This is a genomic window from Paenibacillus sp. XP01, from assembly GCF_057364885.1.
The window spans coordinates 2881534-2905522 of sequence record NZ_CP139481.1 but is presented as its reverse complement, the minus strand read 5'-3'; the positions used below and the strand labels follow the sequence as shown (position 1 = coordinate 2905522).

General features: G+C 48.8%; 20 protein-coding genes and 1 pseudogene. 2 read left to right on the top strand and 19 right to left on the bottom strand.

Features of this window, described 5'->3' with window-relative positions; genetic code table 11:
• Positions 1-70: 70 nt before the first annotated feature.
• Both SNR34_RS13425 and SNR34_RS13420 read right to left on the bottom strand, forming a co-directional pair.
• Positions 71-895 (bottom strand): AraC family transcriptional regulator, encoded by an 825-nt coding sequence (locus tag SNR34_RS13425; protein WP_486182112.1) that lies wholly within the window; start codon positions 893-895, stop codon positions 71-73.
• A gap of 50 nt (positions 896-945) precedes the next feature.
• Complete coding sequence (locus SNR34_RS13420) at positions 946-1872, bottom strand: ArsR/SmtB family transcription factor (protein ID WP_486182111.1); 927 nt, start codon at positions 1870-1872, stop codon at positions 946-948.
• Positions 1873-2066: 194 nt separating this feature from the next.
• Here SNR34_RS13420 and SNR34_RS13415 point away from each other — a divergent pair, with 194 nt between their 5' ends.
• On the top strand, positions 2067-2951 hold the full coding sequence (locus tag SNR34_RS13415) for a helix-turn-helix transcriptional regulator (protein ID WP_486182452.1): 885 nt from the start codon (positions 2067-2069) through the stop codon (positions 2949-2951).
• A gap of 69 nt (positions 2952-3020) precedes the next feature.
• Here SNR34_RS13415 and SNR34_RS13410 read toward each other — a convergent pair whose 3' ends face one another.
• From SNR34_RS13410 to SNR34_RS13390, 5 genes and pseudogenes are all read right to left on the bottom strand, one after another.
• On the bottom strand, positions 3021-3692 hold the full coding sequence (locus SNR34_RS13410; RefSeq protein WP_486182110.1) for a hypothetical protein: 672 nt from the start codon (positions 3690-3692) through the stop codon (positions 3021-3023).
• A 346-nt stretch (positions 3693-4038) separates the two neighbouring features.
• Positions 4039-5167: pseudogene (locus SNR34_RS13405) on the bottom strand (methionine--tRNA ligase); the annotation flags it as partial.
• Positions 5168-5701: 534 nt separating this feature from the next.
• Positions 5702-7945 (bottom strand): hypothetical protein, encoded by a 2244-nt coding sequence (locus SNR34_RS13400; RefSeq protein WP_486182109.1) that lies wholly within the window; start codon positions 7943-7945, stop codon positions 5702-5704.
• A gap of 94 nt (positions 7946-8039) precedes the next feature.
• Complete coding sequence (locus SNR34_RS13395; protein ID WP_486182108.1) at positions 8040-9164, bottom strand: NAD(P)/FAD-dependent oxidoreductase; 1125 nt, start codon at positions 9162-9164, stop codon at positions 8040-8042.
• Positions 9165-9250: 86 nt separating this feature from the next.
• On the bottom strand, positions 9251-9862 hold the full coding sequence (locus tag SNR34_RS13390) for a TetR/AcrR family transcriptional regulator (RefSeq protein WP_343260839.1): 612 nt from the start codon (positions 9860-9862) through the stop codon (positions 9251-9253).
• Between the two features lie 270 nt (positions 9863-10132).
• Between SNR34_RS13390 and SNR34_RS13385 the strand changes: the two genes are divergently transcribed.
• Entirely contained in the window at positions 10133-11587 is a 1455-nt protein-coding gene (locus SNR34_RS13385; protein WP_486182451.1) for a DHA2 family efflux MFS transporter permease subunit, read from the top strand.
• A gap of 335 nt (positions 11588-11922) precedes the next feature.
• On the opposite strand, the gene SNR34_RS13380 is transcribed toward SNR34_RS13385, so the two are convergent.
• The 12 genes from SNR34_RS13380 to SNR34_RS13325 form a co-directional block, all read right to left on the bottom strand.
• Positions 11923-12681 carry an ABC transporter permease gene (locus SNR34_RS13380; protein WP_486182107.1) on the bottom strand — a complete coding sequence of 253 codons (759 nt, stop codon included), beginning with the start codon at positions 12679-12681 and terminating at the stop codon, positions 11923-11925.
• Positions 12678-13427 (bottom strand): ABC transporter permease, encoded by a 750-nt coding sequence (locus SNR34_RS13375; protein ID WP_486182106.1) that lies wholly within the window; start codon positions 13425-13427, stop codon positions 12678-12680. The genes SNR34_RS13380 and SNR34_RS13375 overlap by 4 nt, the downstream gene beginning before the upstream one ends.
• On the bottom strand, positions 13424-14146 hold the full coding sequence (locus SNR34_RS13370; protein WP_486182105.1) for an ABC transporter ATP-binding protein: 723 nt from the start codon (positions 14144-14146) through the stop codon (positions 13424-13426). The genes SNR34_RS13375 and SNR34_RS13370 overlap by 4 nt, the downstream gene beginning before the upstream one ends.
• Before the next feature lie 83 nt (positions 14147-14229).
• On the bottom strand, positions 14230-15240 hold the full coding sequence (locus tag SNR34_RS13365) for a HAMP domain-containing sensor histidine kinase (RefSeq protein WP_486182104.1): 1011 nt from the start codon (positions 15238-15240) through the stop codon (positions 14230-14232).
• Entirely contained in the window at positions 15237-15914 is a 678-nt protein-coding gene (locus tag SNR34_RS13360; protein WP_486182103.1) for a response regulator transcription factor, read from the bottom strand. The genes SNR34_RS13365 and SNR34_RS13360 overlap by 4 nt, the downstream gene beginning before the upstream one ends.
• A 253-nt stretch (positions 15915-16167) precedes the next feature.
• Complete coding sequence (locus SNR34_RS13355; protein WP_486182102.1) at positions 16168-16575, bottom strand: hypothetical protein; 408 nt, start codon at positions 16573-16575, stop codon at positions 16168-16170.
• Positions 16576-18585: a glycosyl hydrolase 115 family protein gene (locus SNR34_RS13350; RefSeq protein WP_486182101.1), complete on the bottom strand. Its 2010-nt coding sequence runs from the start codon at positions 18583-18585 to the stop codon at positions 16576-16578.
• 132 nt (positions 18586-18717) lie between these two features.
• Positions 18718-19098 carry a hypothetical protein gene (locus SNR34_RS13345; protein ID WP_486182100.1) on the bottom strand — a complete coding sequence of 127 codons (381 nt, stop codon included), beginning with the start codon at positions 19096-19098 and terminating at the stop codon, positions 18718-18720.
• Between the two features lie 187 nt (positions 19099-19285).
• Positions 19286-19744 (bottom strand): hypothetical protein, encoded by a 459-nt coding sequence (locus SNR34_RS13340; RefSeq protein ID WP_486182099.1) that lies wholly within the window; start codon positions 19742-19744, stop codon positions 19286-19288.
• Between the two features lie 18 nt (positions 19745-19762).
• Positions 19763-21760 (bottom strand): S9 family peptidase, encoded by a 1998-nt coding sequence (locus SNR34_RS13335; RefSeq protein ID WP_486182098.1) that lies wholly within the window; start codon positions 21758-21760, stop codon positions 19763-19765.
• A gap of 42 nt (positions 21761-21802) precedes the next feature.
• Positions 21803-22735: an ABC transporter permease gene (locus SNR34_RS13330; protein ID WP_486182097.1), complete on the bottom strand. Its 933-nt coding sequence runs from the start codon at positions 22733-22735 to the stop codon at positions 21803-21805.
• Between the two features lie 15 nt (positions 22736-22750).
• Entirely contained in the window at positions 22751-23668 is a 918-nt protein-coding gene (locus SNR34_RS13325) for an ABC transporter permease (RefSeq protein WP_236416825.1), read from the bottom strand.
• Between the last annotated feature and the right edge of the window lie 321 nt (positions 23669-23989).

Sequence of the window (23989 nt, the reverse complement as noted above, 5' to 3'; positions counted from 1 at the left end):
GAACACCTTTGATCGGTTTCGTCGGTCGAAAAAAACCGCCCCAAGGGCGGTTTTCGATCAAATCGCTATATTATTGCTGATTGGTCCGCCATTCCAGCGGCGTTGCGCCTACCGATTTCACAAACGAATCATAGAAACGGCTCGATGAAGTAAATCCGACCTCGGCGGCAATCGTCTCAATGGCTTTGCTCGACTGCCTCAGCAGCCGTTTCGCCTCTTTGATCCGCAAGTTGATGATGTACTGTTTGGGCGAGACCCCGACAGCCTCCACGAATTTTTTGCGCAAATGGCTTTCGGACATAAAATGTTTGGCGGCAAGATCCCCTACGGTTAAGGAGGTGAAATACTTCATGTGGATCTCCTTCAAAATGTCCTGAATGACCCTCTGCTCCGAACGGCCTGCCTCACTGGACTGCTCACGGACAAGATTGCGCCGAAACAATTGCAGCACCGTCTCCAATGCAAGCTGTTTCAGATGCAGCCCATCCATGTCCCGATCGTCCGACAAGCATTCTTTTTCCAACCGGGCCAGACTGAAATTGGCCCACTGCAGATCATCCTGCGTCAGATGGGCGTGATGAATGCGTTCTCCTTCCTGGTCCGACCGGTGAAAGGGATAGCGGCTCTGCACAGGTAAAATGTCCATGCGGTAATGCACGGATATGCCCTGCCAAGGCGTAGTGCATACAAAACCATGGTGAAGCCCCGGCGGGATCACGATCATATCCCCGGCAGCGACTTTAATATTTTGTTGGGGGGAACTGTAATACCCTTCACCTTCGAGCACAAGAGTCAGTTCATCGTACCCGTGCGAGTGGGACATAAAGAAACCTTCGCCCTGCTCCAGCTGATACGTATGCGGTTTAAAGCGTTCGATACTTACAATGAATGGCATATTTGCGTTTTCCATGTTTTTGCAACCTCATTCCCGTCCGTCTCCTGTCTTCAGGGTTTTGTCGAATACATCACGCTCATCCGAATGTGCTGCGCATGGTCCCCGAACCCGCTGCCAAAAAGGTTCATTCCCCCTTGGTGCACCGCATTGGGGTCGATGCCGATGCGCAGACGCAGCTTGGGGCTTTCCAGCACCCTCAGGTGATGCAGGTTCACGCTGGAAATCCGCTCATGATCCAGGCTGGTATGGCTCTCGTTAACCTGCCAAACCTTAAGATGTCCGTATTGCGTCAACGTGTTGTTCCACCACGCGGGATTCAGCTTGCCGCGGCGATCGCCGAAATCCCCGGGACTGGTCCATGTTCCGATGACTACGCCGTTGATCCACACGGAGATGTCCGACGGCCAAACATTGTTGTAATTAGGCACCTCCGAACATATTTCCATGGAAAGTTCCAACGAAAGGATCCTGGCCTCCGCAGGAATGTCGACCGGAAGCAGGTATTCCACATACCCTCTCTGCAACCAGATCAGTTGTGCATCGATATGAAGGGGATGGTAAAAGCTGGCCGGATCATCATCCTTCAGAATGATGCCTTCCGCACTGGCCATGCCGCAAGAAGGCATCACTTCGCAGTCGCTGTAGTGCCCGATCGGCATCTGCACTTCATAGCTCGACACTTCGGCAGTTCGTCCCGTCCGTCTCAGTTCCATGTGTACGGCGTCGCAGACGCGGCTGCACAGCTTCATCGCCCCGCGGGTCGCCGGCAGCATTTCCGTATGGATCAATTGGGCCGCCTCAAGCACCTTCACATGGTTAGCCACCGTTGAGATGGGAAGATCCAGCGCCTCCGCGATTTCGATGACATTCAGTCTGCCGAACTGCAACAGCTGGAGAATATCGATGCGCGAACGGGCCGATAGGGCATGGGCAACGCCGGCCAATCGTTCAGGGTCGTCAAAGCTGAGTTCCAGCACGTGTCCGCTCTCCTTTAACCATTGAAATTACAAATATTTTACTGAAAACGGCGGAGAAGCACAATGTAAGCGCATAAAAAAATGAGTACTACTCCCTTTATATTCATTGGACATCCCAGGTGATTAGAATTGCGAATTGCCTTATAGCAATGGAACGCTTGTGATATACTTAGCACAATAAATTAAAGTGCGTGATGAAGGGAGTCAGTATGAACCATCATAGGATAATAGAACAAGCATTGATTCATATCGAGGAAAATGTAGAACAACCTTTATCCGTGGCATCCGTTGCCCTTAATTTCAATATGTCTAAGTATTATTTTCATAGGCTTTTCTCTGCCATGATGGGCTGTTCATTAAATCAGTACATTCTATCTAGAAAATTGAATGCCGCTTTATCACTTATTTATGAAAATAACTTATCTTTAACCAACATTGCATATCAATTCGCTTTTGGTACGCAAGCTTCATTCACCCGGGCCTTCAAACAACATTACGGCGTAGCTCCAAGTTCGCTAAGAGCAGGGTTCAAAAAAATCGATCCGACTCCAATACCTGCAGTGGTCAAAAGACCATTTAAAAATATAAATGGGGATATCGTCACGGATTTCACGCTGACAGATTTCAAAGAGACCCGAATAAGCGGGATTGCCTTTGAAGTAGACCTAGCTGCTGATGATTACAAAAAGAAGATCCACTCCCATTCAAGATTGTTGTTGAACCACATTGATGACCATATAAATGGTTCCTGTTTTGTCATTTATTCAAACTGTCAACCAAACTCAACACGGTTCAAAGTTCTGTTCGGAATCCCAAGTGATGTTCAAATTCATAAACCCTTTTATTTCACGGTTGATGTACCGACTATTTTTTGTGCGAGGTTTAACTATTGTGGTGACATGCTAGACATTGGAGAAGTCCTCAAAACCGACTATGCAAGATTCTTAAAGATTTCCAGGCAAGAGTCTAATCAATCCGATATTGAACTGATTCAGGTCTTTGAAGATGTTCACAATTTGAATTCAACCTACCATATTTATGCACCTATCAAAAAACTCCCTGACGATATGGAAATTTAATACTGCACCGAGGAACCAACCGTCAGAGGAGCTATTCATTTCATCCCATTTGGTAATATCAAAAAACCTCTAAACCGATGCTTGCTTACGTTCCGACCAAATAACATATCCAATCCATATGAGCGCTAATCCCATAGGTATTGCCAATGCCCGATCAAGTGGATGGGGAATAATTGCAGCAGCTACGGTCACTACAGCAGCGAAGGCCAGCAGAATGGCTGCTGGGCGAGGAAAGACCCTGGCCCTTAATGTGGCGATGCCCAGCAGCAAACCTCCTAACATATACAACAATCCCGCGAGCGGCGCTAATATCGGGAAGATACCCAGATTAACTTCGCTAACTGTTCCTCCAAAGATTCCAACCATTCCTCCCACAAACTTTTCAGCATCACTCGTCAGCAACGGCAAAACGAATGCTTCAATGAAACTAAAAATTATGGAGATGAACCAGAACAAATTGAACATAAGGAACCCGATCAAGCCAAGCCATCCCGATTCTTTCGCTTGCCTTATATAGAATGCCGTAATACCGATCAGTGTAAAGAGCGACATCGCCATAGTCAAACATGCAACCACCTGCCAAGAGTTCGTGTTCACAGAGGAAATATGATCTATCGGGTGGATCAATTGAATGACGATGTATAGAATCCCTGCTATTATTGCCATAAATCCTGACCATTGATGTAGAAGATGTGCTGTTATCGTTGATTTATTCACCATTGTATTGTGCTCTCTATTCACATTGATTCCTCCACTATTAGGTATTAATACTCTTGTTGCTTATTGCTTGTTCCTTTCTCTCCTATCACGCAAACATCCTATGAGTTATTCTGTGTTCAGCCCCTTTCTTATTGGATTTTGGTTTGTTTTAGTTTGTTGAATCTAACTTAACAAATATGTTCTGGACTTACTTTTCAGATCTTGCTGTATTTGTGACGTAAGGCAGCTTACAATAAAAAAGCACCTCTCTCGAGATGCAGCACAAATCTACACTATATCATTACTTGTGATACGCTTCCCTCCGCGCTGTCTGTAACGGCAAGTTTTGAAGAGAGGCCCTCCGATGGATGGCCCTTCCCTTTCCAGGCTACAGTTTTTGCTTCTCCAATAAACTCAGCTCTTCTTCAATCCGACTGACATCAATGCGCTCGAACAAAAGCTCTAACTTTTGAATTTGTAAGCCATCTGGAACAAAAGTTAACTGCCAGTTCGGTCTTTCAAGCGTTAGAAATGTTCTTATTTTCTCACACGAGAAGGGGATGAAAGGTTGAAGCAAATTGGCAAGATTGGCATTAATCTGTACTTAAGAATGTAGTGTATGTTCACATGCCTCTCGATTCTCCCTGATTTGCACCCATGGTTTTTGCTCATCAAAATATTTATTTGCTTGACGAACATAGGTGAAAATCAACTCGATCGCTTCTTTTAGACGACCTTCTTCAATTAGAATCCCAGAATCTCGATACATCTCTTCAGTTGCCCTTTTCCATCCCTCACTAATCTCCCCTGAGGGAACGCATCCTCCAAAGGATTTGCCGATAAAGGCCAACGTTCGATTAACAAAATTTCCGAACGCGCCTAGCAACTCTCCATTGTGACTGTAAATGAATTCCCTCCACGAAAAATCAGTGTCACGCTTCTCTGGTCCATTTGCAATCAGAAAGTACCGAATGGAGTCCGGTTGATACCTTTTTAGAATGTCCGGCACCCAGACTGCCCAGTTACGGCTTGTTGAAAACTTTTTCCCTTCTAGTGTCATGTACTCACATGAGATCATTCGATCCGGTAAATGTAGCCCTCCTACTCCCAAGAGCAGAGCGGGCCAAATTCTTTCCATCCCCGAGCCTTTTGTGCATATTTGGTCAATTCAGCTTGAAACCCAGACAGTGCAAGGTAAAAATGCTCTGTTGGTCGCTCGATCGGAGGATTTCCACAAAGTTTGCATGTCTTCTCAGACAAATCCGCCGGATCGAGCAATGTTGAACAAAAGTCGCATTGATCACCTCTGGCTCGATTACCACATACGGGGCAAGTCCCTTCAACATATCGATCTGGTAAAAATCGTTGATCTGTTTCACAATATGTCTGCAGAACGTTTTTTTATAAAGATGGCCATTTTCCAGAAGTCTCAAAAACAAATCTTGGACTACGCGATGATGAAATTGTTGATCGGTGCGCGTGTACAAATCATTCCCTCCCTCATTTTTTGACAAACAAAAAAACCCTCATCCCAAAGGGACGAGAGTTGTGCTCACGTGGTACCACCCAATTTTATTAAATGCCTCACGGCATTCACCTCTTCAGGTACGACGCTTTTCGCGTGTATACCCTTGGACATCATTTCCAAAGTCAAGGTTCTCAAAAAACCAATCCAATACATCAATTCAAATAGACCCTCAAAGTCACGATTAAATTCAGATAAATCATGGAGAAATACAGTCATTAATTGTTAGAGCCTTTCTCGTTCTTCCACACGAAACTAAAGTCAGAAGCGAATTCTCTGCCAGCATCGACACTTCTAACACTTTTCTTTCCCGCCTTGGAGGCTTCTACGATTCCACAATGCCCGGTTGATACGGTTCTCCGCACATAACTCTTACAACTATCCTGCCTGTTATATCTTAATGAAAAAGACAGCCGGTTAATTGGTCGGCTGTCCATATTATATATTCATAACCCGTTCTAATGGGGATGCACGGCAGCTTAGCGCTTCCACTTTCGACCCATGCTTATTTATGGGTAGTTATCGATCAGGATGCATAGTTCACAATCATTGCTTCCTGTGAATTTTCGTCATACGCAATCCATATCTCATCTCCAACCTGTACCCCGTGCACCGGCTCAATCGATTGGCGGATCCGGTATAGTTTACCGCCCCGTTCAACGTCAATGCGTGCTACCGGGCGCTCCCCAACCGTATGCCCCTCATAAGTTACGGTACGAACGATGGCAGCACCTTGTTTGCCTTTGGACAAACGCAGTTCCCGCTCGAAATCTTGCTCGCCCATCTGCATCGGGATACGAACGCCTGTCTGCACAGCATATCGTTCAGGTACAAACAGGCTGTTGCTCTTGCGCAAACGGTCGTCACCCCTGGATACTAGCAGGTCCATAACCAGAAGCTGGCGCCCTTCGATTTCAAGATTCGCCTTCTCCACGCTAACGACTTCCGCTTCCAATGCCAATTGCGCTTCCTCTTCCCGACCCGTGCCGTCGTAGCTGCGAATACGGGCAACTCCATCGGAGACGATCAGGTTCGCACGCCGTCCGGTATGATATTCGAACCCTGGCGGTTGGATCACGGGAACCGGGTAATCTTCTTCCCTGGTGACAAAATGCAGCACCAGTGCTTGCCCACGCCTAAATGGCTCCCGGTATTCAATTCGATCTAACAAGGCATCGGGGATAGTTTGCGGCGGGTCGCTCTCCACGTTCACATCCTCTTCCGTTACAAACATGGCCTTGTTGTTTCGGGGATTGTAGCTGATCAGCACGTCATCTCCCTGCCTTGGTACGTTTACCAAGGAAATGACCTTCTTGATTTCGACCTGCTTGTGCTGTCCAGCTTCCACAAATTGCACAACAAATTTGACCTGCGGCAAGTTGTTCACATAGACGCCTGTCTCCTGCATACTTGCGATCGTCCCCGTAACCAGCCTGCCTTCCTTGAGATTGCGAGAGTGTTTCTGGCGAAGCAGTGGTCCGGCGATGGCAGGCACCAAAAACATAAGCGTTGGAATCAACAGCCAGGCCATCCAGTTGATGATGAGGGCGCCTCCCTCACGGACGTATGCCATAAAGGTGGAAAGCGAGATGCGCTGTGTCATTGCTGCCTCTCTCCAATTTGCCAACGTATTCGAGTCGATCCAGCCTGCTTGACCATTACTTATATTCATCCATCCTGCAGCGCTCTCCATGTCCGAGTAATACAGGCTGTCACTCCCCGACTCTTTGTAAAATTCGCCATCCGAGGAAGCAAAGTCTTTGTATGTAAGTCGACTTACAAGTGCCGAAGCGTCAGTGAAGCTGCCGTTTTTTTCGTTGTACACATAACCCGCAAGTTGTTCCTGCCCATTTTCTGTATCCGTGCCGGCGATCAAAACTTCTTCGTCATTCAATAATACAACCTTGGCACGATACAGCGGTTTTGGGGTTGGAACAAGTTCTCCCCACTCCTCAGACTGTGCATTATAGAATCGGGCTTGATTCCCTTTTGCACCATCGATACGGATTAAGCGAGAGACGTCGATTCCGAATGGTTTGGCAAATTGTAAACCAGCCTCGTCACGGGCGTCAAAGGTTCCTTGTTCTTCGGATTGAATCTTGACTTCAGGTCGTTCGTCTTCATCCAGAATGCCGCTAACCAACGCCGTTTGTCCATTTTGCAAATCGACTTCAAGCAATGGCACGCCCTGTTCGTTGTTCAAGCTGCTGCCCACAAAACTTGCCCGTATTGGATCGGAAGGCAGAAGATCGGTATTCAGCAATGCAAACTTCTTCATCCCGTTTTGAATTTCAGCCACATAATAGGCAGAACCTATCGTCTCCCCGGTGATCAGAATATGGCCTCTCCAAGCTGCCACATTCGAACTCAACGATCCGGGTACATGAAGCGTGCTTTGCGCGAGTTCCTTAACCTCTCCGCTATTCGAGACATGATTCAACTGCAAACCCGACCCATCACTATATGTAGGAATAATAATCCCCTGATCCTGATAAACGACTGCCGGGATGACGCCTTGCATCTCCTCCTGAACCATCACATCCTTAAGTATCGCTCCCGTTTGGGCATCAAAGACCCCCAGTCTCGCCCACGTAAAGTCCTGCGTTTTGGATAAAACGACCACTTCTTCCCCTTCATCCAAATAAAACATGCCCGCGATCGACGAATATGGATCCTCGTTTCCCTGCAAATCATCGGTGTAATCATTCCATACCATCACGCTTAATACGATGGCCGGAATAAAAAATACCAATAATGAAAGTTTCCTCAATCTCCTCTCCCCCAAGTGCCAAGCTAAAATAGCCCTTTTGCGTTAAGCTGAGTTCCAAGCCTCATCCCCAGCTTTCTTACAAAGTACGATGCATTCAGTCCATCGCTTGGGCCGGATCGTAGTCGCTCCAGTCGATGTCCGTTCTCGCCCCCAGCACCCATTTCGCGAGCTGACTGCCAATAAACGGCCCCATCGTTAAGCCCGAAGCGCCAAGCCCGTTCCCTACGACGAGTCCTTCCCATCCCGGGATCGGCCCCATGACAGGCAGAAATCCCGGCGTAAACGGACGGAAACCGACCCGGACTTCCTGCAGGGCTGCATCAGCCAAACCGCTTGCGATGTCCAGTCCTTTATTCAGCACCTCCTGCATGCCTGCAGCCGTGACCCGGGTATCATATCCTTCAACATCATTTTCGTGCGTAGCCCCGATGACGATTTTACGTTGGTCAAATGCAAGCAAATATTGATCCGATGGCGGCATGACGACAGGCCAATTTCCGGTATCCTGGTTGTCATCCGTCAGTATGAAGTGCATGATCTGTGCTTTCTGATAATGAACCTTAAACGTAATGCCCAGCGGCTGCATTAAGGCTTTCGCCCATGCACCGGCGCAAACAATGACTTCGTCTGCCGCATAGAAATCTTCCCCGACCCTTACGCCCGAAACGCGATTGGATTCATGCTGAATGACCGCGTCTCCTTCGATCATCGTGGCACCCCCGCGCTGCGCGGACCGAAGCAATGCATCGCGCAGAGCGCGTCCATCCACGCGAGCCGCCCCACCGATGAACACGGACCGATACCCTTCCGACAGCAGCGGGAACCGTGCCAGCGTTTCGGCTTCATCAAGCATGGCAATGTCTCCGATTTCCGGCGCATCTTGTTTGCGCGCTGCTGCCCGTTCTTCCATTTTGACGAGCTTATCCCTGTCGTGATGAATGCTGAGTGCGCCTACCCTGGCGTAGCCTGTGTCCGTTTCTCCCTCTGCCTGCAATTCCTCGATCAATCCCGGATAAAAACCTGCCCCCGCTTTGGCTAACCGATACCATTTTTGATTGCGCCGCTGGGAAACCCATGGGCAGATGATGCCTGCGGCAGCGTCTGTGGCCTGTCCTTTCTCCCTGCGGTCCACGATGAGCACGTCCGCTCCCATTTTGACCAACTGATATGCGGTCGATGCTCCCAAAATTCCTGCTCCGATGACGATGACTTTCTTCATGACTGCATTCCCTTCCTGATTTGCATATCTGTCCATTATACATCAAATGGCTTGCATCGTGCCGTGACCTCACTGGTTTCTCACATCTAAATCAACTCTTGAAAGGGATGGGAACGAATCAGCGAAAACTGCTTGGCCAAAAAATGAGGCGAGTAAGGCATGTCGTTTTTTAACCACGCTACTATCGTTCCGATCAAAGCAGCCGATCCATACCAGACCGCAACCTCTTCATGAATGCCTGCTTTCGCAAGTTTGCGCTCACCGCCCATGCTTTCGATTTTGGATCGGACCAGCGTGCTTAACAGCTTCAACAAACGATCCGTAAAAACAGGGGTGCGTTTGGTCGCCAGCACCACTTTATAGAAGGAAGACTGCTCGGCGAAATGCTCCAGCAACTTCACCAGCACCGGCCACGGATCACTTGGTTTCTCAGGCCCTTGGCCCTCTTGAAGCGAATGCTCCAGCACGATCCCTTCGATGTTTTCGATCATTTCGTCGGCCATCTTCTCCATCATGTCCGTTATATCGCGATAATGCAGGTAGAACGTGACCCGATTGATGGTTGCCCGCTCCGCGATCCGGTTCACGGACAGCTTCTCGATATCCATCTCCTGCAGCAGTTCCACAAACGCTTCGCGAATCAACTGCCGCGTTCGTATGATTCGCGGATCGATCGCGGACTTCTTTTTGTGTGTCATTGGCAAATCTCCTTTATTTTGAAAGATTACAATTTTAATTAATCAGTCGATTATTTTAAACTTATGCAACAGTATGTCGTTTAAATGTAAATTAAACAACAGCTTTGTGCAAATGCGTCAATTGTAATTCAGAAGAATATGTATATAATTCAATAAATACAATGTCAACTATACAACACGTTGTAAATTTAGTCACGAAGATTGAAAGGATGGAATGGATTGAGCCAGACAGAACTACAAAATGTAAAAAAAGGACCCATACTGTTCATCATGATTTTGGGCGCATTTTTGGCCACTTTGAATCAAACCTTGATGAGCGTTGCCACGCCGGAGCTCATGAACGACTTCGGCATCACGGCAGCCGTAGCGCAATGGCTCACAACCGGCTACATGCTGGTGAACGGCGTGCTCATTCCGATCACGGCCTATTTCATGCAGCGTTTTTCGACGAGACAGCTTTTTCAGGCGTCGATGCTTATCTTTTTGGTCGGAACGATCGTATCGGCCATCGCCACCAACTTTGGCACATTGCTGACAGGACGCATGATTCAGGCCGCAGGCGCGGGCATTATCATGCCGCTGCTGACGCACGTCATTTTGACGCTCTTCCCTCCCGAAAAACGGGGGGCCGCCATGGGCATGGTCGGATTTGCGATCATTTTCGCCCCGGCCATCGGGCCTACGCTGGCAGGTTACATTCTTGAAAACTACGCATGGGAAACGATGTTTTACGGCATGATCCCATTGACGCTCATCGTCATCGTATGTGGATTCATTTATTTGAAAAACGTATCCGAACGCATCCGCACCAAGCTGGATACGCTCAGCGTTTTATTTTCCACCATCGGTTTCGGCGCCCTGTTGTACGGATTCAGCCAAGCTGGCAGCCTCGGCTGGTCGAGCGGTGAAGTGCTTGGTTTCATTGCGGCCGGCGTAGTGGCCCTCGCGCTGTTTACTTGGCGTCAGCTCACATCGGAATCGCCTTTGCTGGACCTGCGGGCATTCAAGTACAACATGTTCTCGCTGACAACGATCATCAGCATTGCCATCACGATGGTCATGTATGCCGACATGATGCTTCTGCCGCTGTACCTGCAGAACGCTCGCGGTTACACCGCGCTGGAATCCGGTTTGCTGCTGCTGCCGGGCGCACTTGTCATGGGATTCCTGATGCCAATCACCGGCAGACTGTTTGACCGTTTTGGCGCAAAATGGCTGTCCGTGATCGGTATGGTGATCGTCATTGTCACGACGCTTGGATTTATCGATTTGACGGATTCGACAAGTTATACTTACCTGGTATTGATGTCTACCGGACGGCGGATCGGTATGGCGTTGCTGCTGATGCCAATCCAAACGGCGGGCTTGAACCAACTGCCTGCACGATTGAATGCGCACGGCACGGCGATCTCGAATACGATCCGACAAGTGGCCGGCGCCGTCGGTACGTCCCTGCTCGTCAGCGTCATGACCAACCGTGCTGCCACCCATTTCAAGGACATGATGGCAGACGGCACGGCTCAGGCAGCCAATCAGCAGCAGATGATGACCAATTCGATGATTCAAGGCATCAACGACGCCTACATCGTAATTATCGGTATATCCGCAGTCGCTCTGGTGCTGTCATTCTTCATCCAACGCACGAAGCCTGCACAGGAAGAAGAGGCCCCTGCAAGAGCGGGACAACAACCTGTAGGCAAAAAAGTTCAGCTGAACTCCAATTAAATTTGATTGGCAGCCAGCTATACGTTTGCAGCACAAACAGCGGCAGCTCCGACGAACCGTTTCGTCAGAGCTGCCGCCTTTTTGATTCACCGCACCGTATTGGAATTAGCCCACCTACAATTCGGAGCAGCGTACTTTTTCCGGAACGATTGTTCCGCCCTTACAATCATATAATCTCCTATGCTTCCGAAGCAGCTTTCTTTCAGAAAGCTTTTAGACCGCTTCGCTTCTCCAGATTCTTTCTGCCCTCTTCGTTATCGTGTAAATTTCCGGTTCAACCTATATAGTACCTCCGTTGTCATTGGTGCACCACCTTGATTTGATGAATTTTAAAATTAGGCATCTCTTTTACAGTAAAACACAATAGCTACTGTAATAAAGAACAGTGTCCATAACATTGAAATGCCTGCGCCTTGCATGGGTGTGAGGACATTTATTTCATCAGAGAATGACGGCATATACATATAATATCCTGCCGTATCGGGAAAATAATTTCTAAGGCTAGATAGATAATCACTCACCAATGGACTGACAACGTAATAATAACCAAGCATAATGACTAATGCAGGAGTGGTTCGTCTCAATACAGCTCCCATAGCTGAACTAAGAAGTGTAGTTAATGTTAAATAACCTGTTGCACCTATTACCGTTTTTATTATGGTGTCTATCTCAATCACTGCTACCGTGTCTCTCATCATAATAAAAGTATATAGCACACCTGATGCAACCATAATAAACGCCGCAGGAATGGTTATAATGGCCAATGCCAGATGCTTCGCGAATAATTGAGCCCCCCGCCAAGGCATCGTAGTTAAGGTAGTTCGGATCTGGCCACCAGCATACTCGGAACAAGCAGCTAAGATCCCCAGCATAACAAATCCTGCTTGAAGATATCCCATAGAAGAAAAACCTATATTCAGCAAACTTTGCGTCCCTGCAGCCCCTTGTAGACCAATCGAAGTAAAAGCCGCGGCTAAAACTAAATGAAGAATGAATGTGCCCATAAGAGTGAGCCAAGTCATGGGTAATGTTAGTAATTTGTCCAGTTCAGCACCAAGAATTAATGGTATCTTTTTACTAGAAGGGACACTCATGCTGCAACGTCCCTCCTAAGGAATACAATAGCTGCAACAATGAAAAGAACGATAACCCAAGCAAGCATGACTAACCCGCCTGTAAACGGGGTGAGAAATCTGTCGCTCATAAACATAAACATTTCAAGGCCAGCCCGATCCGGTAAGTATAACGCCAACTTTGTAACCTTAGAAAGCAGGAAACTGAATGATACAACGGATGTGTTTATGATGAGCACAGCCAGCGGAATAATGCCATTCTTCGTTAGAACAGCAATCCCAAAAGCCAAAAGAGCAGTGAGTATCCAGTAACAAACTGCACCGATCAGTTTAGACCATTCAAATACAGGGGTATATTCACCAAGAATAAGATGTGTGGCCGACAACGTTGTTATAATAGCAACAATACTAAAAAGTATGCTGATTACTGTCACAGCCCCCGCTTTTGCCAGCAATACATAAAGCCGGGATGAAACAACCGTTAAACTTGTTGTTATCTGTTGTCCTCCACCAGATTCGCTGCTCTCTGTCAAATACTCGCTGCTGACGGCAAGCACACCTAGAATAATGACACCTTGCACACCAAGACCTAATCCAATAAAGCCAACTTCCGATAGCCTTGTGCTGACTCCGGCAATAATCTCTTCTTTTTGTGCTGTACTGTCCAGGGCAGCAATGACCGCTGGGGCAAATGCTCCAATAAGAAAGGCAAGCCAAATGCCCGGCAGAGAGAACAATTTAGACAGTTCCGCGTTGAATGCTCTCATACAACGACACCTGCTTTGTCAGATGTCAGGGCAAAAAAGGCTTCCTCCAGCGTCGAATGAAAACCTATTACTTCTTTCAATGTTCCATCTGCAACGATTTTTCCATGCTTAATAATCACCACATCATCAACCGTCTCTGCAAGCTCTCCCATTAGATGACTGGATAGTAACACCGTGTTTCCAGACTCCGCACGTTCACGTAAAAACGTCCGAATCCAGCGAATTCCTTCCGGGTCGAGCCCGTTTACGGGTTCATCCAAAACCAATATTTCGGGATCTCCGAGCAGTGCAGCTGCCATTCCAAGTCTTTTCGCCATACCAAGGGAATAACTCCCAACTCGTTTGCCCGCCGCATTAGTAAGACCCACGATTTCCAGAACTTCCTCGACACGTGAGCGTGGCAATCCTGCAGCACGAGCAATCCAACGTAAATGGGCCCGTCCTGTTCGCCCGCGATGAGCTCCAGATCCATCCAGTGCGGCGCCTATTGTTGCTAGAGGATGATGTAATTCAGCGAATGGCTTGCCATGAATTAGTGCAGTCCCCGAGGTTGCACGGTCTAATCCAAGCAGGATGCGAAGTGTAGAGCTTTTTCCTGCTCCATTTGGGCCTAAAAAACCGGTTACTCTACCCGATCTGGCTGTAAAACTGATACCTGATAAGATTTCATGAGTCCCGCGATGTTTGACGAGATTATTAAATGTAAGCAACCATAACACTTCCTTTCTGTTATGGTTCTAAGTATAAAGAGGCAAAGTTACATCCCGGTTATTCTGCTGTTTACTTCTGGGTTAACTTTAGGTTACGCTCTACCAATAGCTACACTTGTGCCATTTTCATTGGATGTAAAGTCAGCTTTCAGCTTCATTTTTTCCAACATATAATTTGAAGTTGATAAACCAATTCCCGCCCCACGCCCATAGGAAGAATGAGCCATACCCGGACCTCTGTCTGCAATAATGATCCGTTCTTTTTCTACGTCAACAGCAATGTTTACATATTTCCCCTCTGCGGCATGGCGAATAACATTCTGAAACAAATTATCCAGAACCCGTGTCATCCACGAAGGATCTGTTTCCCAATAAAAAGTTTCGTCTGCTGGTAAATCAACATCGAGCTGAATTTCTTTTTCTTCAAATACAGGATACCACGCAGCAACAGATGCCCTTACTAAACGCCCAATATCTGTTGAAACGGGCCGAAAAGGATGTTTTCCTGATGTAAGCAATGTATAGGTCAGTAAATCATCCATTAGATCTCCGACTCTTGTAATCGTATGGTTGATCTCTATTAACGAGTTTTGCCCTTCTAAACTCATGGATTCTTGATTTAATCTGGTGACGTGTCCGCGCAAAATGGTAAGCGGCGTTCGTAAATCGTGAGATAAATTCGCAATCAGCCGATGTCGTAACAACTCCTCTTCATATTCTCGTTTTCGACTGTCTTCAAGCTGCTGAATCATCCAATTAAAAGAGCTTCCTAACTGGTCTATCTCATCCATACGATCCGCTTGAACAGATAGGGGTTTAGGGAATGAGTTATTTTTAGCTGAAGATGACATGACTTCCTGTAAACGAGCGAGACGTTTTTGAAGTTTCATAAAGAACACCCAAGATAAGATCACAAATGCGACCATAATAAAACCAAACAATAGCACCGAAACGTAAAACAGATTTAATGCATTTACATTTTTTTCATGAGTACTTGAAACACCGAAAAACGCACTGATGAAAATAAGCATCATCGGAGGGAAAAAGATAAATAGAAAATGCACTTTTAGAAATCGACGAAATAATGATTTGTTTTGCTTCATAATTTCACCCGATATCCTATACCCTTCAACGTCTCAATGATCTCCGGGGAATCGGGATGACGTTCCAGCTTTTGACGCAGTCGGTGGATATGCACCATTAATGTTTTATCACCCGTTATATAAGCTTCTTCCCAAATTGCTTCATAAATTTGTTCTTTGGGTAAAACTTGATTGGGGTGCCGTAAGAAGTACATTAAGATTTGATGCTGTTTCCCAGTCAATATAATTTCTTCACCTGTCCGCTTGTCAAATATCATTTGACCTTCCGGATCGACTTCAATCTGATTCCCTAACGAAATGCGTTCGGAACGTATTCCGCCACTTCGACGGGTTAATACTTCCAATCTTACAACTAATTCATCCATATGGAAGGGCTTCGTTACATAGTCATCCGCAAATTGTAAACCGTCTACCTTATCATCTATGGATGTTCGAGCAGATAACAGCAAAATAGGGACATCAGGAGCTGCCTTTTTCAATCGTTTTCCCACCGTAAACCCGTCTATACCGGGTAACATGATATCCAAAATAACGATTTCATGCTCATGAACTTCTTTTTCGGCTCCTTCCCCAGAAAGCAGCCACTGAACCGAGAATCCTCGCTGTTCCAATTCTTCCTTTACCCAACGGCCGATCTTCTCGTTATCTTCAATATATAAAATGTTTCTTTTCAAGTAACATCCCTCTCTCTAAATGCAGTCCATTATAAGACAGATTAACACAATTCAAAAAATGCTATCCAGTTAACTCCATTTATTCGACGGATTGTCAAGCAAGTGCGAGGCAAGGTCTTCATCCTTCACCCAAGAGAATGTATATCGTTGACCCCGTATTTTCATTCAGAAAATGATTTGAGTCTTATAATAAAAAAAGACACACTCGATTCGTAGAATGTGTCTCCTTCGCATATATCCGATGCTTTTAAAATTAACCTTCAGGAACAGACTTGTAAAAAGTATATCTCTGATTCTCATTTGAATATACATATTCAGGATGAGCTACAGAGCGATACAATTTGGTACCCGGAGGCAATACAGAAGCCATACCTTCCTGAAACTTTTTATTTTTTTGATAATTCATAGATATTTCTCCATAGGAGGTCGTTTTGACGGACTTAAACTCTTCTTCATTAACGACCTTAACCTTTTTATATAGGATCGACTCCATTATAAAAATATCGTTATTATTGTCTTCTTTCATCACGTTTTGAGCCATTTGTTCGGTAGCGCTAGTTTCGGATGTACAACCAATTATGCTTAATGACATTACAGTAAATAATAAGATCAGGTATGCATATTTGGATAACATCTCTCTCCTCCATTCAAAATGATTCAATCACCCTTCTCCCTTCGCTTTCATCGCCTCATATAATTCCTCATTGGTCAGATGATTTTCGAAGTTGGTAATCAGGATGACGTTTCTGTCTTCGGGAGCATACAGCACTTCTCGCTGCCATCTAAAAAAATGCGGCCCCTCCCCCATGTTGCGCACAACGCCCATCAGGATGCCGAGCCAGTAGGCCGTCTGCTTGACGTCCGTCAGGCAATCATTGTAGTAAAAGCCTTGCCAGTGACCGTGTTCCCGGTCGCGCATAGCCTGGTCCGCTGCTTCGTACGCTTCCTTGGACTTGCCCAGCTCGTAAAAGGCAGCCATGTAATTGTTCTCGCAGTAACGCTCGAATGCGCGGCAAAAGGCAGATCCGCCTTGGGCAAACTCGTAATACATTCGATATTGCAGCCCGATGCTGTCGTCCAGCAACCTTTGGTTCGATACTTCTTGCCTCACCTGATGCGTACGAGACAATGCTTCCCCGTACTGCTCCAGCGCCTGTGCACATATCCGTGCATACCAGGATACCTGTTCGGCAAAGCCTTGTTCAGGACATGCCCAGCGCATGCCTTCGGCAGCACTTTGCGTATCTGATCGCAGCCATTGCGACAGCAGCTGCCGGGTCGTGTAATTGTAAAACTGGTCTCCGCAGCCTTCATCCGGATGATCGCCGTATCTCGGTGCACAGGATGCGTAGGCATCGAATAATTCGGCAATGCCTCCGTTCTCGCCTGCAAAATAATCATTCACGTATCGCTCTGGATACGATGCCGTGTCCACGTCTCCTTGGGACCATAACTCCGCGATCGCTTGCAGCGTATACACATGAGGTTTTACGTTGGAGCAGTTTACGATGATGAATTCACGTACACCGCGCTGCCTCGCGCTCACTAACTCGTCCCGCACCATTGCCAGAGAATTGGGCAGCATCGTCATGTGGCTGGCCGCCTGCAGATCATAGAACGAGGCGTGATAATACACGCCATGCGCTTCTCCTTGGCGATCCTCAGCCGGGAGCGCAACAGGCCTTGCATTGACGCCATGTTGACGGCGGGCGACCATTTTGCCGTATCCGTTATCTCCCCAGATTTTAATCGTATCGTCTGCAATATGGAGGTGCCCCTGTTGGTAAAGTTCGACCATTTCTCCGTACAAATTCGTGCAAAATACCGGATGGTCAACGTGCTTCTGCACAATCAAACGTTGTTCCTCCATAATCGAGCCAATCAGTTCCCCCCGGCTCTGATCGGTCGCATACCTTTCGTCATCCAGCCAGAACGGACGGTCCCCCTGCCCGCGGAAACCGATGTTCCAGACCACTTTCTTGTCCCGCTGCCTCAGCACCCCTTCTTCCCACAATTGCCTGAACAGGTCGGGATGTTCCGCAAACGAAGGATTCAGGTCGGGATACGCCCGCAAAAACATTTCCGCACCGAGCGGTTCCGCATGGTGATGGGTGATCCACAAGCCCATGTCGGTAGCCAGATCGGAGTATATTTTGGCATTGTGGTCGGTGCCGGGGATAACCAGATTTCCACCTAAGCGGAGCAACGTTTCCATGACCATTTCCCAAGGCTTTTCTTTGCTTCCCTCCAGCGTCCAAGCGTGAAGCAGCACTTCATCGTTCACGAACCAGCCTCTGAAGCGATACGCCGCGGCCGAGGAACAGATCGTGGTTTCGTCGATCGACCTGGCCTCTCTTTTTTCAAACATCTGATCATTCCAAAACCACAACGGCTGAATGCCGAGATACTCCCGGCTGATGTAATTCAATGCGTAAATGCATCCCAATTCATCCGCAACCCGTATATCCATCCGGCGATCTTTCACTTCAATGATATAAGCTTCTTCATTCAAGCTGTCATCGCAACTGATCCGGATCGGATCCGAGGAACCCGGTTCGGTCTCCCCTGCCATCGTCATGCCCAAATCGCGATAAAATCGTCGGATGGCCCGTTCCACCGGCCTGGAGTCCAGATTGCTATGTATTTCCGTCTGTGCCGTCAACGTAAACATGCTGTGCTTCCTCCTATTCGAAGAATTCGCTCTAGGAAGAGTAAAGCATACGGTCATCGCAGTGACCATGGAATAAACCGTGGTCATTGTGCTTATTTCAGTGATAAACCGATTGCTGCCAAGCGGAAACGTCTAAGGAATATACGCTTCCGCCACCTCAACGATCTTTTTGCCGTCGATCACTTGGTATTTCACGTCGATTTCGCTTCCTTTTTGGAAATGGGGCACCGCCAGCACGGAAATGTAGGTTTCCACCACGGCGTCGAAGCTGCTTTCGTTATCCGGCGTCACCGTAAGATCCATACGCACACCTGGCCTGTCGTCCATGCTGGATGAAGTTTCGACAATATGCCGAATGACGGCCTTAGCCGGAATTCCGCCCAGCAAAATCTCTTTTCGCCGTTTCAGCTCTCCCTGTTTCGCGCGAATCGTGTTCATCACCACCAAGATCGTAATCAAACCCGTAATGCTTCCGAAAATGACCACCAGCAATGAAATGTACCCCGTCGACATCGTTTTCCCCTTTCGTGCATGGATTTCTCCCAACACTTCTCGTTATTCCCGCTCAATTCCTGCAAACATTAAGAGCATCGCAAAACACTGCCATAAGGCCGCTCCTCCCTAAAAAAAGGCCTCAAACTCTTCATCATGCTGATGTTGAGTTGAGGCCTTGTAGCGTACGGCTTAACCTGCCGTTTGATCAACCAAATTTCAGGCGAATACCTGCCAAGCGGACCCCGTCCGTTGCGGCATCGTTTTGTTCCGCTTCTTCGTACACGTCCCATTGTCTGCCCACGAGGGTTCTCAGCACGCCGATTTCTTCCCGGGTCAAACGGACATGCTGCAGAGCAAGGCCGGTTTCGACGAAATCGCGATCAACCTTTCGGTCAAACCTGAAATCCAGTAGACGTTTCACACCATTAATATGCAAAAACTTGAATTGGTATCCTTCGCGAATCGCCTTTTCCCAATCTTCGCCGATCTCTGCTGCCGTATCGAGCCGGGGTTCGAGATCCATCGCAGGCTCTTTGATCTTGGGCAGCAATGGATCGAAATCCCTGCGCCGCAAGCAATCGATGATAACTTCGACCGGCTCGCCGCTTGTCAGCACATTTTCCACAAGCAAGCCGACCGGAATCGACAACTGCGTCAAACTCATGTTCATTCTCCCCCTTCTTTAGAGATACTGGCTGAACCAGGCATTGACCTGTTCAAAGCTGTCCACCCGCAAAGAAGGTTTGCCGCTCTTCAGCAGGGAATGGTTGGAACCCGGGTAGCGGATAAGCTTGGTCACTTTCCCCTGCCGTTTGAGGGTCGTGTACAATTCTTCCGCCTGACTGACCGGCGTACGGTAGTCCTGTTCCCCATGCATAATCAGCAGCGGCGTTTCGATGTTGTGCGCATGCGCGAGCGGCGAGCGGGACCACAACATGTCCGCGTGTTCGGTCGGATTGCCGCCGATGACACCTTCGACATACGAAATGCCGATATCGCTCGTTCCGTACATGGACAGCCAGTTGGAGATGCTGCGCTGTGTGACCGCAGCCTTGAAACGGTTCGTGTGTGCCACGATCCAGTTGGTCATCACCCCGCCGTAACTGCCGCCGGCAACGCCCAACCGGGTATCGTCCAAGACATCATACTGGGCCAACGCAACATCCACGGCTTCCAGCAAATCATTGCAGTCTCCCCCGGCAAAATCTCCCCGGCAAGCTTTCGCAAATTGCTGGCCGTATCCCATGCTGCCGCGAGGATTGACCATCAACACCGCGTACCCTTGTGCAACGAGCGTCTGCATTTCATGGCTGAACACCCCGGTGTACATCGCATGCGGCCCCCCGTGAATCTGCAAAATAAGAGGAACCTTCGCTCCTGCTTCCTGCTGTTCCGGCAATAGCAGCCATCCTTGTATCCGCCATCCGTCCGATGAAACGAATTCGATCCGTTCAGGCTTGTTTACTTGGAGCTGGTCCATAAGTTCGTCGTTATGGTGCGTCAGCCGGGTTTCTTGCCCGCTTTTCAGATTAAGGGCGTATAGCTCGCCCGGACGTTCATCCGTCAATGCGGCGAACAGGAGCGTTTGACCGTCCGATGAAATCGCGTACTGATATACATCCCGTTCCCCGCCGAGGGTAACCGCTTCGGCTGTTCCTTCTGTCCCGATTCGGTACACGTCTACGGTGCCGTCATGCGTTCCCAGTACATACATGGATGCACCGCCGTCTCCCGCTGCCATCTGCGGAGAGGGCGAAGCGCCGGCGGATTTCATGTCGCCCAGCGCCGCGTTGCCGAGCTGCATGTCCAGCCCCGGCGCAACCGGCGTCGGCTGCCCTCCGGCGCTTGGCACCTCGTACAGCCGGTTATGGCTTCCGCTGCCGAATTCACGGTCGCTGGCCAGCAGCATCAGACTTTCACCATTAGGCGTGTACGCAAATTGGCTTATCAGCAGGCTGGAATCAGTGACCTTGCGCGGCTCCCTTTCTCCAGGCCGGATCGTATATACATCCGCAAAATAGAGCAAATCGGCATCCAGCGAAGCATCTTCAACCTGCTTGGAGACAAAAGAAATTTCGGTCCCGTCCGGCGACCAGACCGGTGAACTCACATTCCAGGAACCGGCGGTGAGCTGGGTAATGGCATCATTTTCGATATCATATACGAACAAATGGCTGTACAATCCGTCCCACCAGCCTGAGCCTTCCGCCTTCGGCGTGGTGCGCTCATACACCTTTCCTCGCAATGGCGCTGTTTTGGAGCTTTCGGCATCCACGACTGCCGAATCCTGCCGTACCTTGCTCGTAAAGGCAATATGCGTGCCCGCCGGAGACCAGGCATATTGCAATATTTTGCGTTCCGGTGCGACGAGCCTCTTCGGCTCTATGCTATCGGCATCCACAGGAATAACCCACAGGCCCTTTCCGCCTTCTTCCAAACGTAAAAATGAAAGCATGCTGCCATCCGGTGACCAAGAAGGCGACGAATCCTTCATGCCTGCGGTCACGGCTGTATCTTCCGAACCATCCAACAAGATGGTGCGAATATGGGTTTGATATTCGTTCTTTTCCCGATCGATGGTCTGCTGCACGTAAGCCGCCCGTCCCTGAATGCTGACGACAGGATCGGTGACCCAGCGGTATGCATACAAATCCTCCGGGGTAATCGGCCGTTTGTTCATTTCCGTTGCTCCCCTCCGCAATGTGATGTAATTCTGCCTGAATCATTTTTCCGTTTTGTCTGTGCGAGGATCAAGCATGTCGCGCAGCCAATCCCCAAGGAAGATAACGCCGAGTACGGTGAATGTGATGGCAAGTCCGGGGAACGTTGCCACCCACCAGCTCGTAGCTACATATTGCCGACCATCGCTAAGCATCCCGCCCCACGAAACGTCAGGCGGTTTAATGCCCATCCCCAAAAAGCTGAGCGAAGCTTCCGCAATAATGGTCGTGCCCACGTTCATACCCGCGATCACGATAAAGGAAGAAAGAATGTTCGGCACGATATGTTTGATGATCAGCCTGCCGTTACGTGCGCCTATTGCTTTGGCCGCATGCACGTAGTCCCTCTCCCGGATGCTGAGCACCTCGCTCCGCACGACACGGGTATATGCGACCCAGTTGGTGACGCCGATGACAAAAATCAGCGTGGTCAAACCCTGACCGACGATCGCCATCACCACCAACATGAACAAAATGGTCGGAATGGCCATGAACGCATCTCCGACACGCATGATGAACGCATCAACCCATTTGCCGTAAAATCCGGACAGAAGGCCAAGCACCGCGCCGATGAAGCCGGAAACGAGCACGGCGCCCAGGCCGACGATCAATGAAACGCGGGCTCCGTATACGATGCGGGTCCACATATCCCGGCCCAAATTGTCCGTGCCGAGCCAATATTCCGATGAACCGCCATCCATCCATACCGGAGGTTTCAAACGTTTGAGCGGATCGACGGCCGCCGGATCATGCGACGATATCAAAGGTGCGCAGACCGCCGTCAACAATACGATTAAAACGATGACAGCCCCTACCATTCCCGTCTTGCTAACCCATAGTTGTCTCCAGATGTATCGGAACCCGCTGGAAGCGGGCAAACCTTTCTCCACCGCGGCTTCCGGGCCCTGCACCTGCATTTCGTTGCCTTCTGTCATGGGAATGCACCTCCTTTAGTCGTATTTGATCCGCGGATCAAGCAGTCTATAGACCACGTCCGTCAAAATATTGGTGAGCACCACGATCAGTGCGATGACGAATACAGCGGCTTGCACAATGGCCATGTCATGCGTATTGATGGCAACGACCAGCAATTGTCCCAATCCCGGCCATGAAAAAACGGTTTCCGTGATAAGCGTACCGCCGATCAGGCTCGTAAACTGCAAGCTCATAATCGTCACGACCGGAATAAGCCCGTTCCGGAATGCATGTTTGCCGATGACAACGATGCGCGCCAGTCCTTTGGCACGTGCAGTGCGGATGTAATCCTGGCTCAAAATTTCCAGCATGCTGGACCGGATCAGCCGTGTCATCTGCGCGGCAAGACCGATGCCGAGCGTGAACGCGGGCAAAATCAGATGGGAAAATCCGCCTCGACCGGATACCGGCAGTACCCCCCACATAACCGAGAACAGCAGGATCAGCATGATTCCCATCCAGAAGTTGGGCATCGCCTTGCCGATGACCGACAACCCCGAAATGACAAGATCCGTAAACGTGTTCCGTTTGACTGCGGATGCAACCCCCAGCGGAATCGCCAGCAAGACGGCAAAAATCATCGCCGCCACGGCCAGCTCGAAACTGGCCGGCAATCTCTCCAACACCAGCTGCAGCGCAGGTTCCCCATACCGGAAAGACTCGCCGAAATCCCCCTGCAGCGCATTGCCGAGGAATTTTACATATTGCGTGTACAAAGGCTGGTCCAACCCCAACGCTTTTGTCAGTACCGCACGATCCTCGGCGGTGGCCGTCTCGGGCAGCATCAGGGCGACCGGGTCGCCCGTAACCCTTACCAGAATGAACACGATAAGGGAAACGATGAACAGTACCGGTATGACCTGCAGCAAAGACTTCAATACGTATTTCCCCATTCCCCGTTCACCTCCAATAAACCAAAATCATTCTTATGCCGCCATGCTTCAAGTCAAGCATCATCCGAAACCACTCTCATGAAACCCAATCACCTTCCTATATACACCGCAAAAAACATACACACGTTAACGGAGAGCCGGAACCCATCTGAAGAAGCGAAGCGATCCACAAGCTTTCTGAAAGAAAGCTGCATCGGAAGCATACGCTGTTCACCGGATTTCCCCTCTGAAAAAAGGGGATCGAAAAAATCTGGGGACAAGCGAAACGCGATTCAGAAGATGGTACTCCACTCGCAGTGGCCTTGTGTGATTGATTCGTCC